12 protein-coding genes and 2 pseudogenes are annotated in these 22,059 nt (G+C 47.5%); 1 reads left to right on the top strand and 13 read right to left on the bottom strand.

The features are described 5' to 3' along the window. Positions 1–6 precede the first annotated feature (6 nt). From HMPREF0106_RS06170 to HMPREF0106_RS06180, 3 genes and pseudogenes are all read right to left on the bottom strand, one after another. Positions 7–1,371 (bottom strand): efflux transporter outer membrane subunit, encoded by a 1,365-nt coding sequence (locus tag HMPREF0106_RS06170; RefSeq protein WP_032851568.1) that lies wholly within the window; start codon positions 1,369–1,371, stop codon positions 7–9. A gap of 12 nt (positions 1,372–1,383) precedes the next feature. Beyond that, a pseudogene (locus HMPREF0106_RS06175) lies at positions 1,384–4,563 on the bottom strand (efflux RND transporter permease subunit). A 14-nt stretch (positions 4,564–4,577) separates the two neighbouring features. Beyond that, positions 4,578–5,684 (bottom strand): efflux RND transporter periplasmic adaptor subunit, encoded by a 1,107-nt coding sequence (locus HMPREF0106_RS06180; protein ID WP_009040681.1) that lies wholly within the window; start codon positions 5,682–5,684, stop codon positions 4,578–4,580. A 223-nt stretch (positions 5,685–5,907) separates the two neighbouring features. Here HMPREF0106_RS06180 and HMPREF0106_RS06185 point away from each other — a divergent pair. Then, a pseudogene (locus HMPREF0106_RS06185) lies at positions 5,908–6,820 on the top strand (helix-turn-helix domain-containing protein). Between the two features lie 87 nt (positions 6,821–6,907). On the opposite strand, the gene HMPREF0106_RS06190 reads toward HMPREF0106_RS06185, so the two are convergent. The 10 genes from HMPREF0106_RS06190 to HMPREF0106_RS06235 form a co-directional block, all read right to left on the bottom strand. After that, positions 6,908–7,918 (bottom strand): type II toxin-antitoxin system HipA family toxin, encoded by a 1,011-nt coding sequence (locus HMPREF0106_RS06190; RefSeq protein ID WP_004308472.1) that lies wholly within the window; start codon positions 7,916–7,918, stop codon positions 6,908–6,910. 2 nt (positions 7,919–7,920) lie between these two features. Continuing rightward, positions 7,921–8,244, bottom strand: a complete 324-nt coding sequence (locus HMPREF0106_RS06195) for a HipA N-terminal domain-containing protein (RefSeq protein WP_004308471.1) — start codon at positions 8,242–8,244, stop codon at positions 7,921–7,923. A gap of 11 nt (positions 8,245–8,255) precedes the next feature. Then, positions 8,256–8,450 (bottom strand): helix-turn-helix domain-containing protein, encoded by a 195-nt coding sequence (locus tag HMPREF0106_RS06200; RefSeq protein ID WP_004316118.1) that lies wholly within the window; start codon positions 8,448–8,450, stop codon positions 8,256–8,258. A gap of 808 nt (positions 8,451–9,258) precedes the next feature. Continuing rightward, positions 9,259–11,298 carry a fimbrillin family protein gene (locus tag HMPREF0106_RS06205; protein ID WP_032851567.1) on the bottom strand — a complete coding sequence of 680 codons (2,040 nt, stop codon included), beginning with the start codon at positions 11,296–11,298 and terminating at the stop codon, positions 9,259–9,261. A 30-nt stretch (positions 11,299–11,328) separates the two neighbouring features. Beyond that, the gene (locus HMPREF0106_RS06210; RefSeq protein ID WP_009040679.1) at positions 11,329–11,802 is read right to left on the bottom strand and encodes a hypothetical protein; all 474 of its coding nucleotides are present in this window, start codon (positions 11,800–11,802) and stop codon (positions 11,329–11,331) included. Positions 11,803–11,814: 12 nt separating this feature from the next. Then, positions 11,815–12,996, bottom strand: a complete 1,182-nt coding sequence (locus HMPREF0106_RS06215; protein WP_032851566.1) for a glycoside hydrolase family 88 protein — start codon at positions 12,994–12,996, stop codon at positions 11,815–11,817. Positions 12,997–13,011: 15 nt separating this feature from the next. Further along, positions 13,012–14,943, bottom strand: a complete 1,932-nt coding sequence (locus HMPREF0106_RS06220; RefSeq protein WP_009040677.1) for a heparinase II/III family protein — start codon at positions 14,941–14,943, stop codon at positions 13,012–13,014. A gap of 24 nt (positions 14,944–14,967) precedes the next feature. After that, the gene (locus HMPREF0106_RS06225; RefSeq protein WP_009040676.1) at positions 14,968–16,782 is read right to left on the bottom strand and encodes a heparinase II/III family protein; all 1,815 of its coding nucleotides are present in this window, start codon (positions 16,780–16,782) and stop codon (positions 14,968–14,970) included. A 20-nt stretch (positions 16,783–16,802) separates the two neighbouring features. Continuing rightward, on the bottom strand, positions 16,803–18,614 hold the full coding sequence (locus HMPREF0106_RS06230; protein ID WP_009040675.1) for a RagB/SusD family nutrient uptake outer membrane protein: 1,812 nt from the start codon (positions 18,612–18,614) through the stop codon (positions 16,803–16,805). 30 nt (positions 18,615–18,644) lie between these two features. Then, positions 18,645–21,917 carry a SusC/RagA family TonB-linked outer membrane protein gene (locus HMPREF0106_RS06235; protein WP_009040674.1) on the bottom strand — a complete coding sequence of 1,091 codons (3,273 nt, stop codon included), beginning with the start codon at positions 21,915–21,917 and terminating at the stop codon, positions 18,645–18,647. Positions 21,918–22,059: the final 142 nt, after the last annotated feature.

The following is a 22,059-nucleotide window of genomic DNA, read 5'->3' as shown; positions in this document are numbered from 1 at the left end:
TACAGTTTATTCCTGACCTCCTCCTAAAGCACGGTATAGGTTAATTAAACTTTGTATTTCAGTAAAATGATTGGCCGTCTGCGAGAGTTGCGCACTAAGCAACGACTGCCGGGAGGTAAGCACTTCCAGATAGGTTGTATTACCATGCTCCATCAACAGAGTAGTGCTTCGCAAAGCCGTTTGCAGGGAAGTGATCTGTTTATCCAACAAGATTCTTTTTCCCTGACTGGTTTGATAGGCAATCAACGCATCATTCACCTCACTACCGGCATTGAGCAACGTTTGCTGAAAACCGAGCGCCGCTTCTTCCTGTTGCGCACGGGCAATGCGGTATTGTGCCACCACCTGTCCTCTGTTAAAGAGCGGCTGCGTAAGCGAACCTACCGCCGACGCGAGAAACTTACCCGGATTGATAATCATCGCCCCGGCGGAGTTTGTCCATCCGGCACTCCCGCTCAAAGTGATGGAAGGATAGAAAGCCGAACGTGCCGCATTGGTGCCATAGAACGCCGCTTCCAACGTCCGCTCTGCCGAACGGACATCCGGACGGGAAGAAAGCATCCGTACAGGAATTCCTATCGAGAAGTCGGCAGGAAACTGTTGCTTTGCCAATACACCACGCTCATAGTTGCGTGGCGTCTCCGCCAATAATAAGGCAAGACTGTTCTCCACCTGATTGATCTGCTGCTGCAAATCGAGGACCGAACCCTGCACCTGATAATAGGCCGCCTCCATCTGCAACACAGCCGATTCGTTTGCCAATCCGGCATTCATTAATGCACGGGTGGACGCAACGGTTTCTTTCCATGCCTCTTCCGTCTGACGGGAGATGTCGAGTTGTTCGTCCAGCATCAACAGGGTGTAATAGGTATTGGCGATACCTGCTATCAACTGCGTACGGACTGCCTGACGGTAATCCTCGCTTTGAGCATAAAGCGCTTTCGCCTGTTTCTTGGAGTTGCGCATACGCCCGAAAACGTCCAACTCCCAACTGGCAGTAACGGGCAACGAATAAGTCTGCGTAGCCTTCTGCGTATCGAAACTGCTCACTGTTCCCTGCGGAGCAAGCGCAAAAGCGGGCAGAAAAGCAAGTTTGGCGGACATCAGTACGGCCTGTGCTTCTTCCACACGGAGCTGGGCAGACTGATAGTCGGTATTGGTCTGCAATCCCACTTCAATGAGGGATTGCAGATAAGGGTCGGTGAAGAGTTCCCGCCAGTCCATATTACCCAGACCGGCAGTGTCTTCGGTCACCACTTCCCCGCCGTAAAGATCGTCGGGAACGACAGTGGCGGGTTCGTATTTGGTATAGATGCCACAACCGCTCAACGACAGACTGATGGCAACTAATGTGATGATATTCTTCTTCATTCTTTCTTTCATTTATTTACGTTCGCGTTCAACTTCACTCTTTTCTTTCTCTAAAAGCACCTGCACATCTGGTTCCTCTTCCATCGGTTTACGGATTTTCTCCTGCAAAAACTCAAAGATGATGTAGAAAACCGGAACGACAAAGAGCAATGCCAGTGTCCCGACAGCCATACCGCCCACAACACCCGTACCCAACGAACTGTTGCCATTGGCACCTGCACCGGAGGAAAACATCAGCGGAAGCATACCGAAGATCATTGTCAACACCGTCATCAGGATAGGACGCAAGCGGACTTGTGCGGCAGAGTAGGCAGACTCCACGATACCCATTCCCTTGCGGCGACGTTCTATGGCGTACTCCGTAATCAGAATGGCCGTCTTAGCCAGCAAACCGATCAACATAATCACACCCGTCTACAGATAGATATTATTCTCCAACCCGAGTATTTTGGCGAAAAGGAACGACCCCATCAGTCCGAACGGCACGGAGAAGATAACGGCAAACGGTATGAGGAAACTTTCGTAAAGACAGGCCAGAATCAGATAGATAAGGAAGATACAGATGGCGTAAATGAAAACCGTCTGCGCACCACCGCTACTTGCTTCTTCGCGTGCCATACCACCATATTCATATCCGTAGCCTGCCGGCAAAGACTGTGCAGCCACTTCTTCAATCACTTTCTGCACCTCGCCGGAGGAGTAACCGTCGGCAGGATTCACATTGGCGGTGATGGTGCTGTAAAGATTGAAACGGTTGGCCGTTTCCGGTCCCAGCACTTGCTTCAGCGCCACGAACTGGCTCACCGGAGCCATCTGCGTACCATTGCGTACAAACATATTATTCAGTGCCTGCTCGTCGAGGCGGTATTCAGGCGAAGCCTGCATCATCACACGATATACTTTACCATACTGATTATAGTTGGAGATATACGCGCCACCGCAATAACTGCCCACTGCATCGAGCACTGCACTCGGCGAAATTCCTGCACGCTTACATTTGGCAGCGTCCACTTCCACCGATATCTGCGGGAAGTTGATAGCATACGATGTATAAGCCATCGCTACCTCCGGACGCTCGTTCAGAGCACCGAGGAACTGTATAGCCGCTTCATAGAACGTAGCCAGTTCTCCACCCGTCATGTCCTGAAGGTTCAGTTCGAGGGAGTTACCCATACCGTAACCCGGAATCATGGCAGGCTGGAAGCTGAATACCTGCGCTTCCTTTATCGCCTGGAATTGTCCGTTGAGGCGGGACACCACAGCATCCGAGCTATGCTCCTTGCCCTTTCGTTCGCTCCAGTCTTTCAGGCGGATAATAATCGTACCGTACAAAGTTCCCTGACCGGATATCAGTCCGTATCCTGCTACGCGGGCATAGTGTTCTATTTCAGGCGTATCTTTTAGAATATTTTCCAAGCGGTCCATCACTTTCGTGGTTTCTTCGAGCGTACTTCCCGGTGAAATGCTGACATTCACCATAATGACACCTTGGTCTTCCTGCGGCACAAGTCCCGTTTTAGTGGTACTCATCAGGTAAACCAGCAAGGCAACGGCAAAAGCCAGTGAAGTCCACACCATCCAGCGATGGCGGATGAAGAACATCACACCTCTCTTATATTTACCCAATACGGCATTGAACGAAGCATTGTAAGCTGCACGTACCCGTCCGTTGATGCTCTTGGCGCTCTTGGTTCCGTCCGACGGACGCATCATGATGGCGCACAAAGCGGGACAGAGCGTCAAAGCCGAAATCATCGAAATACCTACGGCAGTTGCCATCGTGATACCGAATTGTGTATAGAACACGCCCGAAGTACCTCCCATGAAGGTTACAGGAATAAACACAGCCATAAATACACAGGTACAGGAGACAATAGCCATCGTCACGTCGCCCATTGCGTCTTTCGTGGCAAGATAGGCAGACTTATATCCGGCATCGAACTTGGATTGCACGGCCTCCACCACCACAATGGCATCATCCACCACCGTACCGATGGCAAGCACCAATGCAAACAGCGTCAGGATGTTCAGACTGAAGCCCGCAGCCACCAGACAGGCAAACGTACCTACCAACGACACAATGATAGAGATGGAGGGGATCAGCGTACTCTTCAGATCCTGCAAGAAGAAATAGACCACGAGGATGACCAGAATGATGGCGATAATCAGCGTCTCCACCACGTTGTGTATGGAAGCGAAAAGGAAGTCATTGGAACTCATCATCGTGACGAACTCCGTTCCTGCCGGCAGATTCTTCTCCATCCGCTCTATCTGCGCAGTGATTTCTTTGTTGACAGCGGTAGCATTGGAACCGGCTGTCTGGAATATCATATAAAGAACGGCCGGCTGACTGTCCATTTCACTGCGGAAACTATACGTCATCGTACCCAACTCCACCTCTGCCACATCTTGCAGGCGAAGTATGGAACCGTCTTCCCGCGAACGGACAACCGTGTTCCGGAATTCTTCCACGCTTTTGAGACGTCCGCGATATTTCATTGTAAACTGGAAAACATTCTTCGAACTCTCGCCCAGTGAACCGGTGGAAGCTTCGATGTTCTGTTCACCCAATATGGCGGTAATGTCCGACGGAACCAGTCCGTATTGCGCCATCCGTTCCGGTTTCAGCCAGATACGCATACTGTACGTATCGCCCAGCTCCATCACGTCTCCCACTCCCTCGATACGTTTAATCTGGGGAATGACATTGATGTCCAGATAATTGGCGAGGAACGTCTGATCGTATCGACCGTCCGTGCAGACCAAAGCACCAATCTGCAAGAAGCTGGTCTGCCGCTTCATTGTGCTGACGCCGACTTTCGTTACTTCAGCCGGAAGCAATCCCTGCGCTTTAGCCACACGGTTTTGCACGTTGACTGCCGCCATATCGGGGTCTGTGCCCTGCTTGAAATAAACCTGTATAATAGCCAAACCTGCATTGGAAGCACTGGAACTGATATACATCATGTCTTCCACACCGTTGATACTCTCCTCCAGTGGCATGATGACACTGTTCATCACTGCCTCGGCATCGGCACCCGTATAACTGGCAGTTACATATACCGTTGGAGGCGCAATGTCAGGATATTGCTCCACCGGCAGCGTGAAGAGCGAAATAAGCCCTATGGCCAGAATCAGGACAGAGATGGAGATAGCCATCACCGGCCGTTTTATAAACACATTTCCTTTCATAATCAATCTCCTTCTTATTTAACTTGCGTGCCTTCGCGCACCAGTCCGGCGCCTTCCGATACGATTTCATCACCTGCTTTCAGTCCGTCCAGCACCACATATTCGCGTCCGTCATTGTTTTCGGCCACTGTTATCAGGGTAGAGACAGCCTTCCCGTCCACTACCTTATATACAATCGTCTTATCCTGCATCTTCACGGTGGCCGTCTGCGGGATGGCGATACAGTCTTTATAAATGCTCGGCACTACCACCGTGCCCGAGGCTCCGCTATGAAGCAACCGCGATTCGTTGGGAAACACCACGCGCGCCACCACAGTACCCGTTTGCCGGTCGATGACGCCGCTGATGGATTCGATGACACCTTTCTTATCATAAACCGAATTATCATTGAGGCGCAATTCCACTTCCGGCATGTTCTTCAAGGCTTCGTCCATGTCGCCATACTGGCGGGTGAGGGCAAGCAACTGATTCTCGGTCATGGAGAAATAGACATACATATCCGAGTTGTCGCTGACCGTAGTAAGCGGATAGGGCATATTGGCACTTACCAATGCGCCTGCACGATAAGGCAACGCACCTACGACTCCGTCACTGGGACTTTTCACCTCGGTATAAGAGAGATTGTTGCGGGCACTGATCTCTTGTGCTTCGGCCTGCGACAGTTGAGCTTTGGCGGTGAGATAAGAATTCTCGGCCGTTTTCAGGCTAAATTCCGAAACTACTTTCTGCGCATACAGTTCTTTGTTGCTCTTGTAGGTCAGTTCGGCAGTACCCAGTGCGGCACGTGTTGCTTCCACATTGGCAATGGCAGTTTTGAGTGCGGCCTTGTAAGGTACTTGGTCGATAATGAAAAGCGATTGCCCGCGGCGTACTTTTTGCCCTTCGGTCACACAGAGTTTCTCAATCGTTCCCGACACCTGCGGATAAATATCAATATCCTGCCGCCCACGTATGCTCGCCGAATAGGAAGAAGAAAATTCCTTATCCACCGCTTCTATCTGCATTACTGCATAAGAAGAAGATTTCACTCCCGCATCCGATGCTTGCTTGCAAGATGCCATCCACACTGTACAACCGACAATCCCTATCAGCCGTATCCATTTTTTGCTTACTGTAATCATACTTTCTCTTTTGGTCTTTTGTTAAATCCTGGACAAAAGTAGGAGAAAAGAACAAGGCAAGAGTGACCAATTTCCCTCCATAAATGTCCTATTTTCGCCATTTACGTTTATTATAGCTAACTATTTGGCAATAAACGACATATCAAACAAATCTGAAGAAGTATGGGACATTCTGTTTTCCCGATTATTCACCAACTTTGCAAAAAGTAAAAAAGGAAAGAACATGGAAAAAGAGAACATTATTACGGTGGATATAGAGGATTTTAAGGACAGTCAGCACGTCCTTGATTATATCGATGATGACTTTGCGATAGTCAACAGTCTGGAGGGGACTCCTTATAGTAATGATACAATCAAACTGAATTGTTTTCTCATCGCGGTTTGTATAGAAGGGTGCATCCAGCTGGACGTCAACTACCGGACCTATAAGTTGCAGGCGGGCGAGCTGCTGCTCGGTCTGCCCAACACGATTATCAGCCATACGATGCTTAGTCCTAAATATAAAGTCAGGCTTGCCGGATTCTCTACCCGTTTCCTGCAACGTATTATTAAAATGGAAAAGGAAAACGTGGAATACTGCCATTCATATCCACAACAATCCGGTGAAGTCGGTTGGCAACGGGGAGGATAAAACTTTCTTCGGATTCTACCGGGATTTAATTATAGCCAAGATAAACGATGAGCCTCATTGCTACCACAAAGAAGTGATGCAATATCTCTTTTCCGCTATCTTTTGCGAAATGCTGGGACAGCTTCACAAGGAAATGGAAGCCGCCGGCAATACGGAAGGTTCGAAAGAAGGCATCAAACAGGTGAATTACATTTTGCGGAAGTTCATGGAACTGTTATCGAAGGACAAGGGTATGCACCGTTCGGTGAGTTATTTTGCCAACGAGCTTTGTTATACTCCGAAGCATTTCTCGAAAGTCATCAAGCAGGCATGTGGCAGGACTCCGTTGGATTTGATTAACGAAACTACCGTGGAGCATATCAAATACCGATTAAAACGTTCGGAAAAGTCTATCAAGGAAATTGCGGAAGAGTTCAACTTCCCCAATCAGTCCTTTTTCGGGAAATACGTAAAAGCGCATTTGGGAACATCACCGGCCAATTATCGGAACAGAAAAGAAGAATGACAAAAAGAACAGATTCTTATGTTAGACAAATCTTTTTGGGGATCTTGTTCATCTTAATATAAAAAAAGAGTAATAATGTGCACATTATTACTCAATAACACTAAGATAGCTCCCGACTCTTGACTTATACATAAGTCTATATTGCTTTTTCAATTCTTTAGAGAGAAAAGAATGTTCAATCAGTTGATCAGTCAATTCATATATCTTACTATATTTTTCGAGACAAGAGTTTACCAAACGCTCGGGTAGACCTATTTTTAAGCCAAAGTGATAAAAAGTCTTCCCAGTAACCGCCGATGCACCACCGAAATAATCCGGTTCAGGATTAACAAACAAACCTTTGCTCATGGCAAAGATACCATCGTTTATATGGAGATGAGTATTCAATAAATCGTAAGCAGGAGATAGGCGGAATCTTCCTTTCTTCTCTTCCAATAAAGAAAAGTTCTTTAAATGGGCATCGCCGTTAGAATAGACAAAGTTGAACAAGATAAGTTCAAAAAAACGCAATTTATCCACTTGGGGGACAGAGCTGTATTTATCTATAATTCCTGCAAACTCTTCATAGGCCAGATTGTCATATTTATAATCGGAACCTCCATTTTTCCTGGTAAGCCCGGCTAAAGAAGCAAAATCCTCCTTTTGTAACTTTCCTTTCTCCGACAAATCAAAACGTCGTACAAAATAAGCAGGGGTTCCGTCCTGAAAAAAGCATAATCCATTAGGAGCTGTCGGAATCCCATATACTTGCGCAGCTATCTGCATTGTCAAATGTTCGTTGGCAGGACAAAACTCCTTGTTACGGAGATTATTGGGAACAGGCTTTAATATGAATTCGCCCTGTTCTCCCTCTTTGGTCAATCGCAATATCCCGTCATCGGCAACTAAAGAATACTTAATCTGGACTCCAGAAACGGATATGCGTTTGCTATTGTTATTGAAGAGATCAATACCGACATTATCGTCAAAATGCCTGTAAGGTAATTCACAAGATATATTTTTCCCATCAGAAAGCTGCTTCAAGGCTTTGGGTGAATATCCGCTTTCTCCACCAGTCTCCCGTAAAAGTGAGGGACAAATATGAATATCAGTTTCCATTATCACATTTTTTTAATTGTTATTGCTCCGATTGTATCTGTATGGGCAGTAGCCAGAAGAATACCAAAATCATCCTCTTCATCAATATGCAAGTTTCTAGCTTGAATAATCCGATTATCCCCTTCAGATGTCATATTAAAAAAGACAGGGAAAAGATAGGAAGAGGTATATTCCTGCTGTGTCTTGGGCATGGTCAGTGAGACAGCTGGGAGTTGTGGATTATTATAATAGTCCGTATCATAACAGAATGAATAGTGTTCACGATCTATTTCTGTTAACAGACCGGCATAAATACCTTTTATATAGACTTTGGCAGATCGACTCATATGTGTGTCTATTATTGAATATGAATACTAAGTCCTAAAGTTTTCAGGACATTAAAAAGAACATCGAAGCGGGGATTACCACTTCCACGTTCCAAGCGGACCAAAGCGTTAATCCCTATTCCTGCAAGAGTGGCCAACGTAGACTGATCCAACCCCAACTCCTTACGCCTTTCGCGAATATGTTTTCCTATCTCTATTAAATCCATAATTCACCATATATAGAAACTTTCTCACAAAGATAGAATCTTTTTAGTATAAAAACAAGTAAATTCACCATATACAGTGAATTTGCACATAAATAGCATAGTATTAAAGCATACTATCATGCTTTTCACCATATATGGTGATTTAAAAGAGATACATGCTTATAAAGGAAAGACATTGATTGCTGAAAGAAGTGCCAACATGAAGAATTGTATATTTTACCTATCCTGCTCTTTATATTTCGAGCCCTTCCTTGCACTTCATGAAAAACGCCCTCCATTTAGAGTTACAGATTTCGCAAATAACACAAAATAGGCATTATTAGCAAACAAGTTACAATAAAAGCAGTTAATCAAAAGCATAAATAGCTATCATATCACAAAGGATATATCAGATTGCTATTTATAAATAGGCAGTAGAAAAAGACAAACCAGCTCAATATATCCTCTTCAAAAACCAAGTTTAGCTTCCTTTAAAAGAAACCGATGGTTTGATTATAGCAAACGGACGGTTTGTTTAAACCAAACGGAGGGTTTGATTACGGCAAACGGATGGTTTAGTTACACCATATCGTGCATATTTCAAGGAAATAAATACAAGATAAAGAGAGATAATGCATATTCTTGCAATTGTTCATGCAGTTTATTTTCTGTTTGGCCCTTTTCTTTCTTTCCTTTTTTCGTGAATATCTTAAAAACAGAACAGATTCCCCGTTATATGAAAGTACCTTGTATCCGGAGACAGGCAGAAACTTTCATATAACGGGGAATTCTATTTCATATTCTCAATGAAGAGAATCCATGAAGAGAATCAACGATTCTCGGTATCTTTCATACAACGCACGGAGAATGCATGAGAACGACCGGAGGAATGTGTCCAGGTCTTATCGGAGACTTTATAATACAGAGAAGTAGCTCCCTGATCCTTGTCATTTCCATAACTGCTAGCCGATGAGTTAGACCAATAGCAAGCGGCACCCTTAGCGGTATCCAATCCTGTATTGTTGCCATTATTACCGCCGTTGGAACCCCACTTACAACCTGCCAACGGCCAATATGCGTAATTCGTACCGTCATAGCAATATTTAAATACCGCAGTTGCGCTCTGTTTCACAAATTCTCCTTTCTGCTCTATCTCATCCAATACACGAGGAGATACAACCCGGTAACCTTTCGGACAAGGATCATAAATAGATTTATGACCGTCAGAAGGATTGAGATAAGTGCTCGATTCGTTCGGGTTGCCCCAGAAGTCATCTTTACGATCGGTACGTGCACCGGTCCATGCACCCAGATACCAGTCGGATTTTGTATTCTCCACATTATTAGTATAAAGCAACGCACGGGGATTTTCTATAGAGAAGCGGACGTTGGTGGCTTCGGTAGGTATATTAGTACCCACGGTTCCCGACCAGCCGACCGGCGTAGGACGTCCCCATTGGAAGTAAACACCGTTTTGCTTCCAGTTGTCTCCTTCACACGTCATATAAGTACCCAGATTACGATCCAACACTACATATCCCGTATTACCATAAGGATGTTCTGCCGGAGTAGGGGTCATCCAGATAATAAAACTCCAGATGACGGTAGTCTGATCCGCTCCATAGATAGCCACCTGACCGCAACCGCCGTCATAGCCTCCGCTTACTTTATAGGTGTTGATCGTAATATTGTAATCACTGCCAATCGGGGAGATGTCCGTAGTAGAGCCATTCACGGCAATCATCTTATGATTAACGTTCAAATCGCAACCCAGAATAGTCTTGGCATACTTGGGTTCTTCCACTTCCATAAAGTTACCACGTGCTTTCACACTCATCGTATTGCTCACGCCACTGGTAGAAATATTCGTCAACAGACAGTTGGACTCGCCATAAGCCCATCCTCCTGCCAATAAACGTGTCTCTACCGGCTCATACCATTCGCAGGAGTTATCCGAAAGTTTCAGGTTGTTGACAGCAATCGTATTGACAGCATTGGCTTTCAGTTGCTTTCCTTCTTTGAGAATAGGAATGGTAACAGTCTGCTGGTCATTTTCCAAAGTGATGACAATGTACACTTCTTTGCCACTTAAATCGGCAGGATATGTAGTCAGGTATATATCCTGTGCGGAAGCGAGCAGTTCGGGAGTAGTCAGTGAAACAGTGGCATACGGTTTCACATCTGTACCGTAGGTCAGTTCGTCCGTATCCAAATCTGCTGTGAATACACCGGAAAGAGGAGTTTTTGTCTCCTTGTCATATAAAGAAACACTCTTTAGCTTGTACGTAGAAAGCTCCTGGGATGAGATGCTGAACTTCACATACGCCATCGCATGGTTCAACGTAAATTTAGCAAGCATATCCGGACTGCTGACCGTAGCCTTGGCAAACGCAAAACCATACTTTCCAATATGATGGCTATCGCCGGGACGGCTTTGTTCCTGCTCAACAGACAGGGTAGAAGTAATCTTGTTGCCATTTTCGGCCAGTTCCGTACTTGCCCGGTAAGGATAGTAAATAAGAAGTTCCGTAGCTCCTTCTTCCGCCATCTTCACGTCGTCCGAAGTAAAGACGCCGGAGTTCTGCCCGATCGACTCATCACTCAATAAAGACTGCACATTATTGATGTCGGTCCCTGCCGTACGGGAGAAAACACCCAAGGCATCCCCTTCGCTCCAGAGCACCGGATAAACGTCACCTGTTTTGTCACCGATAGAAACACGTGTCTGCGGAGACGAGAGTCCAACCAACGTCAGACATGAACCTGCCGTTGCCGGTTCTTTGCCGTTATCGGACGAAATAAGTTCGTCCTGCGTGCAACTTGTCATCATGAGAATCATTGCACCTATTGCAAATAATCTATTTTTCATACCATTCATTCTTTTGAGTTACACCATTCTTTACCATTCATTCTCTTCCAGATCACCGGCAGAACCGCCGTCACTCCATGCTCCTTCCGTTCCTGAAGCTTTCCAGGTCTGGAAAGCGGAACACACGGCACGCCCTTCGGCATTATAGGCGATAATCGCACTGATGTAATTCACCCCCGGACGTAATCCTTCAGTGATTTTGCGCGTATAGGGCAGAGATACGGGTTCTCCGTTCTCTTCTACGAATTTCACCAGTTTCACTTCAATGTTATAGTCAAAGCCGATGTCGGCCACCGGATAGAAATCAATGACTTTCGCTCCGAATGTAGTACCTGTTTGCTGTTCGGAAGTAATCAGAGCCGTATTGTCCGCAATCTCCGAAACTGTTAGGTTCATGGTGGGGATGACACGCGGAGCCGAATCATCCTTGTCCGAACAGGAGGCAGTTATCAGCAGCAGTACGAAGATAAATGCCATATTTATATATAAGTTCTTCATAATCATATTGTATTAGTCTTATTTTTGTAAATTCTTATACCGCAGCAATGCTTCTAAAAAGTAATAATCGGCATACGTCAGGGGGACATCCACTTCGCTTTTATCAGGAAGTGCACCCACGCTGTGCTTCAGGATGAAACATTCGTTCGTACCCGGTTCTGCCAGATACTCTTTCGAGGCAAGCGTACGGAGTTGCTTTTCTGCCATGGCAAGATAAGATTCCTTGGCGTCCGTGCCGGGGATATAACGGCTTAGCTCAATAAAGGCGGAGGCCATGATAGCCGCTGCGGAAGCATCCCGATAAGTCTGTTCTTCTACCGGAGCGTCGAAATCCCAGTAAGGAATACCGTCGGCAGGCAAACGACGGAGCAGCATATCGGCAATATGCCCGGCTTGCAGCAAATAGTTCTGATACCCCGTCAGACGGAACATCATCGTATAGCTATACAAGGCCCATGCCTGTCCGCGGCTCCAGGAGGAATCGTCCGAGAAGCCCTGCACCGTTTGCTTGCCGCGCACTGCACCTGTTTCAGGGTCATAATCCACCAGATGATACGTGGAATAATCATCCCGGAAGTGATGCTGGATAGTGGTATTGGCATGCGTACAGGCAATGTTCTGCAAAGAGTCGTCGGCATAGGCTTTCGACATGGACAACAGCAGTTCAAGATTCATCATATTGTCAATAATCACCGGGAACTTCCAGTCACAGCCTTTGCGCACAAAGTCCCAGCTACGAATCACACCGGCAGCAGGATTGAAGCGGGTTGACAAGGACTTGGCGCCCTGATAGAGCACTTGTTTATAAGCCTCATTACCTGTCAGCCGGAAAGCATTGCCATAACTGCAATTCAACTGGAAACCGACATCATGATCTCTGGTCACGTATTGTATAGAGTCGAGTTTCAGCGTGTTCTTCTCGGCCAGTGTTTTCACTGCGTCCTTCCGGGTATATTCGTAGATATACCAAAGGGAACCGGGATAGAAGCCGCTGCACCACCAATAGATATTTGAGGGAACAAACTCACCGTCGGCAGAGAGCGTGCGGGGAAGTGTCTTTTCTGTCAGGCGGGTGTCCATAGTCGTGTATTGTTGCTCCGCAACGGCAAATACACGGTCAATCAATGCCTCCATCGGCTCCTGCTTCGTGCAGGAGGCCAATGTCAAAAGTCCGAGTATAGATATTAATAGGATTCTCATACGTTCCATTCTTTTTTATTTAGGGGACAGGGTTGTGGTAAATGTGGCGGTCTGATTGGCGGTGACCGTTGCTTCAAAGCCGACCATATAGGTGCCCGGATTAGCCTGGTCATAAGAGTTCTCACTGGTGGTACTCCATTGCTTGTAGGTAGGCTTCACGCTTCCGCTGGCTGTGAGATACATCACTTTGCTTCCGTTCGTTAGTACGATGCGGTTACTTTCCACCGTCGGAACGGCAGGCGTCACCATACACCAACGCACTTTGGCGGATTTATCCGTTCTTGCCTTGATCTCATCCATAACCACTAAATCTTTATCGTTCACGATTTTCACGGTACGGGTAGCGGACGCAGCCTGATCGGACACAACTTCTGTCAGATCGAAAGTGGCTCCCAATTCCGTAGCGGTATTGATAGTAGTAGTCAGCGTAGCCGCCCCATTTACCCGGTGACGGGCGTCATTAATTGAAATCGTGCTATGATTCAAGTTATTCAAACGAAATACATCCCAACGCATCGAGTTCTGTCCCATATCCCAAAGATTACCACCTAAGCCGGCTAATACCGACTCGAGCGTTGTATAACTTTGCAGACCGAAATCCATCGACCAGCGTACTCCATACGCGTCGTATACAAACGAACCGGCATCCATGTGTCCGTGGCTCGAACCTGCCTTGCCGCCTTTGATTCCGAGATATTTGTCCGTATCGGTGTATGTCCAGTCGGTATGTACCATCACCACGGGCGTTTCCCCTTTTCCACTCCATAGTTTATTGGAAGGAGCGGAGATTGCGTCCAGATTCAGATTATTGGCAAACGCCATAATCATCGGCAACAGGCGGTTTTCGGCACAAGAAGCGTATTCGCCGTTCTTCAGCATTTTCAGCTCATTATATAATAAGGACGGATTACTGTATTTATCGGCAAACCACCACGAAGCCAATGCCGCGGTAGAAGAGGGGGCACAATCAGAATAATTAAAGAACTTACTGTTCAGGCCTGTCATATACAGCATATACTCTGCCGTCTTGGAGAATCCCGGTGTATCGGAAAGCCCGTTATCCGTGCCAAGCGTACTGTTGAGGGCGGCAAGCATCAATACCTGATAGAGCGTGCCGTAACACCAGTAACCGCTGCCCTCCGGATAGTTGCCGTCGGGAGAATACATCACTTCCAATGCAGGTTTGTTGGATTCTAACGCCTTTTCAATCATGTCCTTTGCTTCGGAAGGATTGTTTTCATAGGAAGCCAGTGCCGCACAAACCAGTCCGCCATTACAAACCTGGTTCCAGTTGTTGGTGGCTTCGTAGAAGTTGAGGTTCCAGTTCTTATCTTGTGCCTGTTGGAAGGCAAACTTCAACAGTGCGTTGGCCGCTTTCGTACGGGTGGCTGCACTTAGTTCGTTGTAAAGCCAGTCGTAGCCGAATGCAACAGCTGTAGCCATTTCGCCCACATCGAGAAAGTGGCGTTTCGAGTTCCAGTCGGGAAAGTTGCAGACAGCGTTCATATCCGTTTCCGCTTTAGTCAGGTATTTGGCATCGCCGGTCATCCGGTAGGCATAAGCACAGGTGAAAATACGCAGTAACGCGTCGCGGGACACATCGAGGATACGTTTGTTGCTGGCATCCAATTTATAAGTCAGTGCCGTGGCGTTCATCCCTTTACTGTTGCATACACTCATAATGGTATTATGGAGCAAGGTCAGATTGGCACTCGAATTGGCATCCACTTTGGCTTTCAACGCAGTGAAGGCCTCGGCGTTCATCAACAGGCGGGGATGATTGTCCGCAGTCAGTTTGGAATAATCCAGTCCGCCCTCCGGCTCCGTGGGATTCGGTTTCTCATGGGTAGATCCCGGACGGAATCTGTTCTCATCTTCATCGGAACAACTAACGGCTGTTCCTACAAAGAAAGCTATGATGATTGTTTTAAAAAGAATCGTTTTCATGGTTCAATGAATTTATTTGTATTACTACTTCAAAGGAATAAGTCGTACTTTCAGTTGCGAGGCACGATTGGCAGGAATCACCGTCTCAAAACCCACGCGGATGGTTCCCGGATTGCGGAAATCATATTCATGCGGGGGCACGTTCGACCAGGTTTTCATTTCTACTTCCGTATCGGCATCTACCGTCAATAGCATCCGTTGTCCGTCTTTGGTTAATTCCATCCGGTTCTTGCCCGTTATTTTGGCTTCCGCCGGAGTGACCATGATCCAGGATACGGCAGCTTCCTTGTCCCCCGTCTCCAACCGGTCGGTTACTTCCAGATGGTCTTTCTGATCCAATATCACGGTGCGGACGACTTTCTTCACGCTGTTGGCAAACACACTCGACAGGTCTACTTCCGCCCCTTTCTGTTTCTTCGACTCGAAAGTACGGGTGATCGGAGCATTACTCTTTACCAAATGGCGTTCGCCGTTAATCGTCAGGGTGTTGTGAGCGATATTGCTTAGCCGGAATACTTCCCAGCGTTGTCCGTTCTGCGACATATTCCACAGGTCTACTCCCTTACTTTCGAGCGTAATGTAACTCTGCATACCCAAGTCCATCGCCCAACGCACCCCGTCTCTCTCGAAGATAAACGAACCGGCATCCATGTGCGCATGAGAGGTAGAAGGCGAACCGCCTTTCACTCCCAGATAGGTATCTTCCTTGCTGTCCCATCCGCCACGGTAGATAAACACAGGCGTATCTCCTCGACTGAACCAAAAGTTTTTCTTCGGCTTGCCGATATGCTTCAAATCGAGCTGCGAACAGAACACCATCAGGCTGGGCAGTAAACGGTCTTCGGCAAACGGCATATCCGGCCGGTCGAGATACTGACGTTCAATCCACAACAGGGAAAGGTCTTTCGCTTTGCCTGCAAACCAAAACATCATCATGTTGCACTCCGCCTCTACCGGAGAATCCGAGAAACAGAAACAGTCTCCACCCGGAGCCGTCATATACTGCATGAAACGGGCAGACTCCATGAAACCGGGGGCTTGGGAGAGCCCATTGTCTGTGCCGAAAGCACTTTCGAGCGCAGCAATGAGCATTACCTGAAAACTTGTCCCGTACCCCCAATATCCGAACCCTTCGGGATAACCTCCGTCGGGACCATAACCTACCATCGCTTTCGGATTTGTCTCCATACATTTCTCAATGATGCCTTTCGATACTTCCGGAATCTCTTCAAAAAGAGCCAGCGCGCCATACGCCAATCCACTATTACATACGGAATTCCAGTTGTTCTTGGCTGTATAGAACCAGGCATGACGGGTGTTCTTTGCCGCGTCGAAGCCTTTCGCGATGATTGCTTCGCGCACCACCCGGCGAGTGTCGGACTGCAAAGAGTCATACAGCCAGTCATAACCGATAGCCAATGCCATTACCATCTCACCCACATCTAGGAAATGAGTGGGGTTCCAGTCGGTGAAACGACTGACGGCTAGCATCTCCTGTTCCGCACGGAGAGCGTATTTCCGTTCTCCCGTTATACGGTAAGCGTAGGACAGGTAGTAGATACGCTTCAATGCGATGCGCGAAATCGCCAGCAGGCGTTTGCCCTCTTTGATACGTTCCACAGGTGGTTCCGTAAGTGTCCGGTCGCAAAGTTCCATGATCCGCTGGTGAACAGTGGCCAACGGGGGATACTCCGCAATGGCTTTCCTGATGGCTTCTTCTCCTCCCGCCGGCAATAACAACCGGGGATGAGGCGCTATCTTGCCATAATCAAACTGTTGCGCAACTACACCCGTGCAACCGGATACAAAAATGAGTAATAGTAAAAGTATTTTCTTCATCCTTATTCAAATCTTTATGATTAATACGCCCAACCGCTTCGTTTAGTCAGGTTCGGGTTCTTTTGCGTTTCAACGATAGGAGCAGTCCACGGCCACATGTAATCGGTGTAATACCAGTTATACTCTGCCAGTTCGCCCCACCAGGACTTGCCGCCATTGACGTCTTTTCCCTGGAATTTGGTTTCTTTGTAGGTTCCCCAACGTACTTCATCGAAGAAGTTGATTCCTTCCAGACAGAATTCCACGCGACGTTCGTAACGTATCCTTTCGAGCATGTCTTCTTTTCCGTTCACTGCGCACGGACCGCTTCCGCCCTCTGTCAGTGCGGGCATGTGGGCACGGGTACGTACTTTATTCACCAAACGGATGGCTTCTCCCAACTGATCGGTCTGCGCCAATGCTTCGGCATACTGCAACAGTACATCGGTATAGCGAATCAACGGCCAGTCGGTATGGCAACGGCTCCGGCTAATCAAACGGCCTTTCTCAAACTCATTGTACTTGCGATAGCAGTAGAAAGCAGAAGTACGTTTATCGAGCCAGAAGTCTCCGCCATTCGTTCCCTGTTCCTTCAACGGCCAACGGAGTTGTTTACCGATCTGGTTAGCATCTCCTGCATAATTAGGCTTGTAACAGTCCACCGGCACATAAGGAGTGACGACGGTCTGTTGCAGACGCGGGTCACGACTGTCATACGCCTTTTTAATACGGGCTTCATTACCGCTGTTCAGGTAATATTTCTGATAAATATCTTCGCCAACCCGTTTGATAAGGGCATTTTTTTGTGAGGACATAGATTCCAATCCGTCACGGCAGAAAAAGATTTCACGCTGTTTTGGAGTCAGCAAGTCCCAGTCTTGCAGGCCGTCTACTTCCGACCATTTGAAGTCCGATCCGTCTGCGTTCTTATAGTAATCTACAAAGTCTGCGGAAGGTTTTATTTCCGTCCAGCCATCATACGTATCGCGGGCGCCAGTCATTTGCTGAATGTTATCACAATAACCGGTTTCTTCGCTGAACTGGAGCGAGAAGATCATTTCTTTGTCTTTCTCGTTTTCATATTTGAAGAAATCGGCATATTCGCCTGTCCACAAACCATAACCACACGTTTCCACTTCTTTGAAATCGTTGCCCGCTTCCTTGTATTGCTTCTTCCACATATATACCATACCACGCAGGGCATAAGCGGCACCTTTAGAAGGACGGCCGTAGTTTTCATTCAGCGTGTTATTGGGGAAGTCGGGATTGTTGATGCAATACGTCAAATCATCCAGAATCACTTGCCATACCTCATCCACCGAAGATTGGCCACGGGTACAGTCTTCATTATTGATGGGTTCCAGATAAACGGGAACACCCTGATAAAGCATATTCAGACGATTGTACGCCCAGGCACGGAGGAAACGGGCTTCGCATTGGTAACGCGCCAGTTTATTTGCGCTCATATCCGCTTTATGCAGATTGGAAATCGCATCGTTACACGCATGGATGATGGTGTAACAGAACTTCCATTCATACCACACCTGAAAGTCATTGGCAGGTTTGGTGGCCAGCGAAAGCAGTTCCACCGGATAGTTGTTGGAATAATAATCGGTTGCAAAGCTCATAGCTTCGATTCCCTGACGGTTCAGTCCGTCGGCACGGCGAAGCTGAGTAGAGGAGAGTTGAGTGGCATAGAACGGGAAGTAGAGTCCTGCCATTCCCTTGTCGGCAAGCTCTTCCGTGGTCCACATGTTTTCACTTGCAATCTGGTCTTCCGGAGCCACATCGAGAATATCCATGCAGGAGGTAGCCGCCAGCGCCATCGTTAAAATCATTAATATCTTTTTCATATCAGATTCTGTTTTTTTAGTTCTACATCATTAAAAGGTAATCTGTCCGCCAAAAGAGATCTGACGCATCAACGGATAACCGATAGCAGTTCCTATTTCCGGATCGAGTCCCGGATAACTGGTGATCGTCAGGATATTGTCCATCGACACGAAAGCACGGAGCTTATTAACAAAGAACTTGCTGGAAATCCGTTGCGGCAACGTATAGCCGATCTGGATATTCTTCAACTTGAAGTAGTCGCCCTTATATTCGTTCCAGTTGCTCTGGATTCTGTTATTATAGGTAGTACCGTATGTCAGGCGGGGATATTTGCCCGACTGGTTGGTACGCGGATCGTCCGGGTTGGAAGGATCGAAGAAGTAATGGTTATCGGCGATATGCTCGATAATGCCATATCCGTGGCTGACCAGTGTCGAGTTGTAGTAATCCGTATTCCAGTTGAGGTAATGCCCGAAAGCTCCCGACCATAACATGGAGAAATCAATGTTCTTGTAAGAGAAGGCACAGTTGAAACCCAGGTTGAATTTGGGGACACTGGTGTGTCCGGAGAAATCCCGGTCGTTGGTATCGCCGTAGTTCATATCACCGTTGCTGTCGGCATAGAGTATGTCACCATACCAAAGCTGGTCTTTGGCAACCGTCTTCATTCCTCCGAACGAATAACCGGAGTCAATCATAGCCTGCACCCATACCATATCTTCTTTCGTACGTATCATTCCGTCCTTCGGTCCCGCATGGATATCCACCGCACCTCCGGTATAGCCTTCGCCGGAACCTCTGTACACCTTATACATATAGGTTTCCCCCAGTTGGCGGCCTTCACAGATATAACCTCCGAAACCGGATTCAGACACATCACTGAAGTTATTGACATAGCTGACTTTGTTTCCCTGCGCATCATACGTCCAGTATTTCTGGAGTTCGCCTTTGAACTTCATTACTTTATTGGCGTTGAAAGAGAAGTTCATACCCACCCGGTATTCGAAATCTTTTCCGATGCGGTCGTTCCAGTTGAGGGTAAATTCAACACCACGGTTGCGCACTTCACCCAGATTCTCGGGAGCAGAGCCTACGACACCCATCGAAAGATAGAGTTCGGGATGGTAGAGAATGTCCGAAGTATACTTATTATAATAGTCTATCTCACCCGTCAGGCGGTGGTTGAAGAAGCCGAAATCAAGTCCGATGTCGGTGGTAGCGGTACTTTCCCAATGCAGCTTGTCGTTGCTTAGTTTCTTGCGTACCAGTCCTTTGGTTCCTTCACCGTCGATTACGACATTGCCTGTGGCGTAGTTTGCCTGCCAGTCGTAGTTGCCCGTAGAGTTGTTACCTGTCTTTCCCCAGGAAACACGGAGTTTCAGGTTAGAGAGATAGTCCGATGCGCCTTGCATGAATGATTCTTCTGAGATACGCCATCCGCCGGAGAACGAGGGGAAATATCCCCAACGCTGGTTCACACCGAAACGGGAGGAGGCATCGGCACGAAGGTTGGCTTCAAAGAGATAACGTCCTTTATATCCGTAGTTGACACGGCCGAAATAAGAGAGCAATCCCCATTTGGCGGGTGCCGAGCTGGAAGAGCTGACGAGCGTCTCGTAAGTGCTTAATTCGTTCAGCGTCCAGTCCGTAGCGCCTTTACGGGAAACGGCAAAGCTCTTGCTGTAATATTCCTGTGCGGAATATCCGAGCAGTGCGCCCAGGTCGTGGTCTTTCTTGATGGTTGTATTGTAGCGTACCAGTATTTCGGCACTCTGACGCCAGGTGCGTGCACTCGTATTGGTGATGGAAGCGTTCTCCAACGCGCTTTCACTGACACGCTGGTCGGTGACGTAGTCCCAATAACCATTTTGGCGGCTATAAGAAGACTTGTCGGTGAATGTCGGCGAATAGTTGAATGTACCTTCAATGTTGAGCCCTTTATAGGGAGTGATAATTCCGTAGACTGATGCGTTGAGACGCCAGACGGTATTGAAACCGGTGGCTCCTGTCATCTGACCGAAGATATTATTGGCATTGGAAGATTCTTCGCTGGCCAGTGCGGCACGTCCCCAGTAGTTCGGTTCGCCGGGGTATACACCCGGAGTGGTCTGATAGAGATACTTGAATCCGTTGCTGATATTAGCCATCCCGTAATCTTGCTTTTGTCCGTAGAGACGGGTGCCGACAGTCATCCATTTCACTATCTTGGCTTCCAGGTTGGTACGGAAATTGATTTTCTGCGTACTTGAGTCGAGGTTCCAGCGGTTCATGACTCCCTGATTGTCAAGATAGCCCAATGAAAGCATGTATTTCACTTTCTCCGAACTGCCGGAGACAGACAGGTTGTGCTCTTGCGAATATCCGGTGTCGAATACTTCGTCGAACCAATCGGTGTTGGGATAAGCCACGTAATTGGGTACTCCGTGCTCGTTCAACCCGTTCGGATCGGCAGAAGCAGCCCTCCAGCGGTCAATGCTTTCCTGCGAGAAGATGCCTTTGGTATTCACATTGTCGCAAGCCTCGTTCACCAGTCCCATATAGCGGGCATAGTCGCTCACGAAAGAGAGGTTATTGTAAGGCATCTGCACAACTCCCGAATAAGAATAGGAGATTTGCGGTTTGCCTTTCCCGTTTTTGGTGGTGATAAGGATGACTCCGTTGGCGGCTCGCGTACCATAAATAGCTGTGGAGGCAGCGTCTTTCAGTACGGAGATGCTTTCGATGTCGTTGGGGTTCACATTGTCCATGCTCCATTCGATACCGTCCACCAGGACCAATGGGGAGTTGGTATTGAACGTACCGTTACCGCGGACGCGGATGGTGGCACCGTCCGAACCGGGTTGTCCCGAAGCCTGCGTGACGTTCATACCGGCGGCAAGTCCCGAAAGGGCGGAAGAAACACTCATGATGGGTCGTCCTTCCGTCTGGTCGGCAAAGTTGATGGAAGTCACAGAACCGGTCAGGTTCACTTTCTTCTGTACACCGTAGCCCACTACCACTACTTCATCCAGCACTTTCGTTTCCACTTTCATCTGTACATCAAGTTTCGTACGCCCGTTCAGGAGAAGCGTGGTGGTCTGATAACCAATGTAACTGAAAGAAACGGAAGGTTTGGCAGAAGTTGTTTTTAAGGTGTAGTGTCCGTTCAGGTCTGTCAGGACACCGTTTGTTGTACCTACTTCGACGACGGAAACACCCGGCAGGGTTTCTCCATTCTCATCGATCACTACTCCACTTACCGTGGCAGATGTTTGTGCCCACACCACATCTGTCAGTAAAAAGAGCAAAGCCAATAAAAATAATAGATAATGCTTCTTTTTCATTTTATTAGATTTAATGAAACAATTAGGTTGTTAAATACTCACCCTGCAAAGAAATGGGATATTTAGCCAATCTAATAATACTGTTTAGGCGATTGATGCCACTAATTAATAAAATTCGGAGGAGAATGGAAAGGAAAAACAA

The sequence above is a fragment of the Bacteroides sp. D22 genome (assembly GCF_000163675.1).
Lineage (GTDB): Bacteria > Bacteroidota > Bacteroidia > Bacteroidales > Bacteroidaceae > Bacteroides > Bacteroides xylanisolvens.
This window is presented reverse-complemented; position numbering and strand designations above follow the sequence as displayed.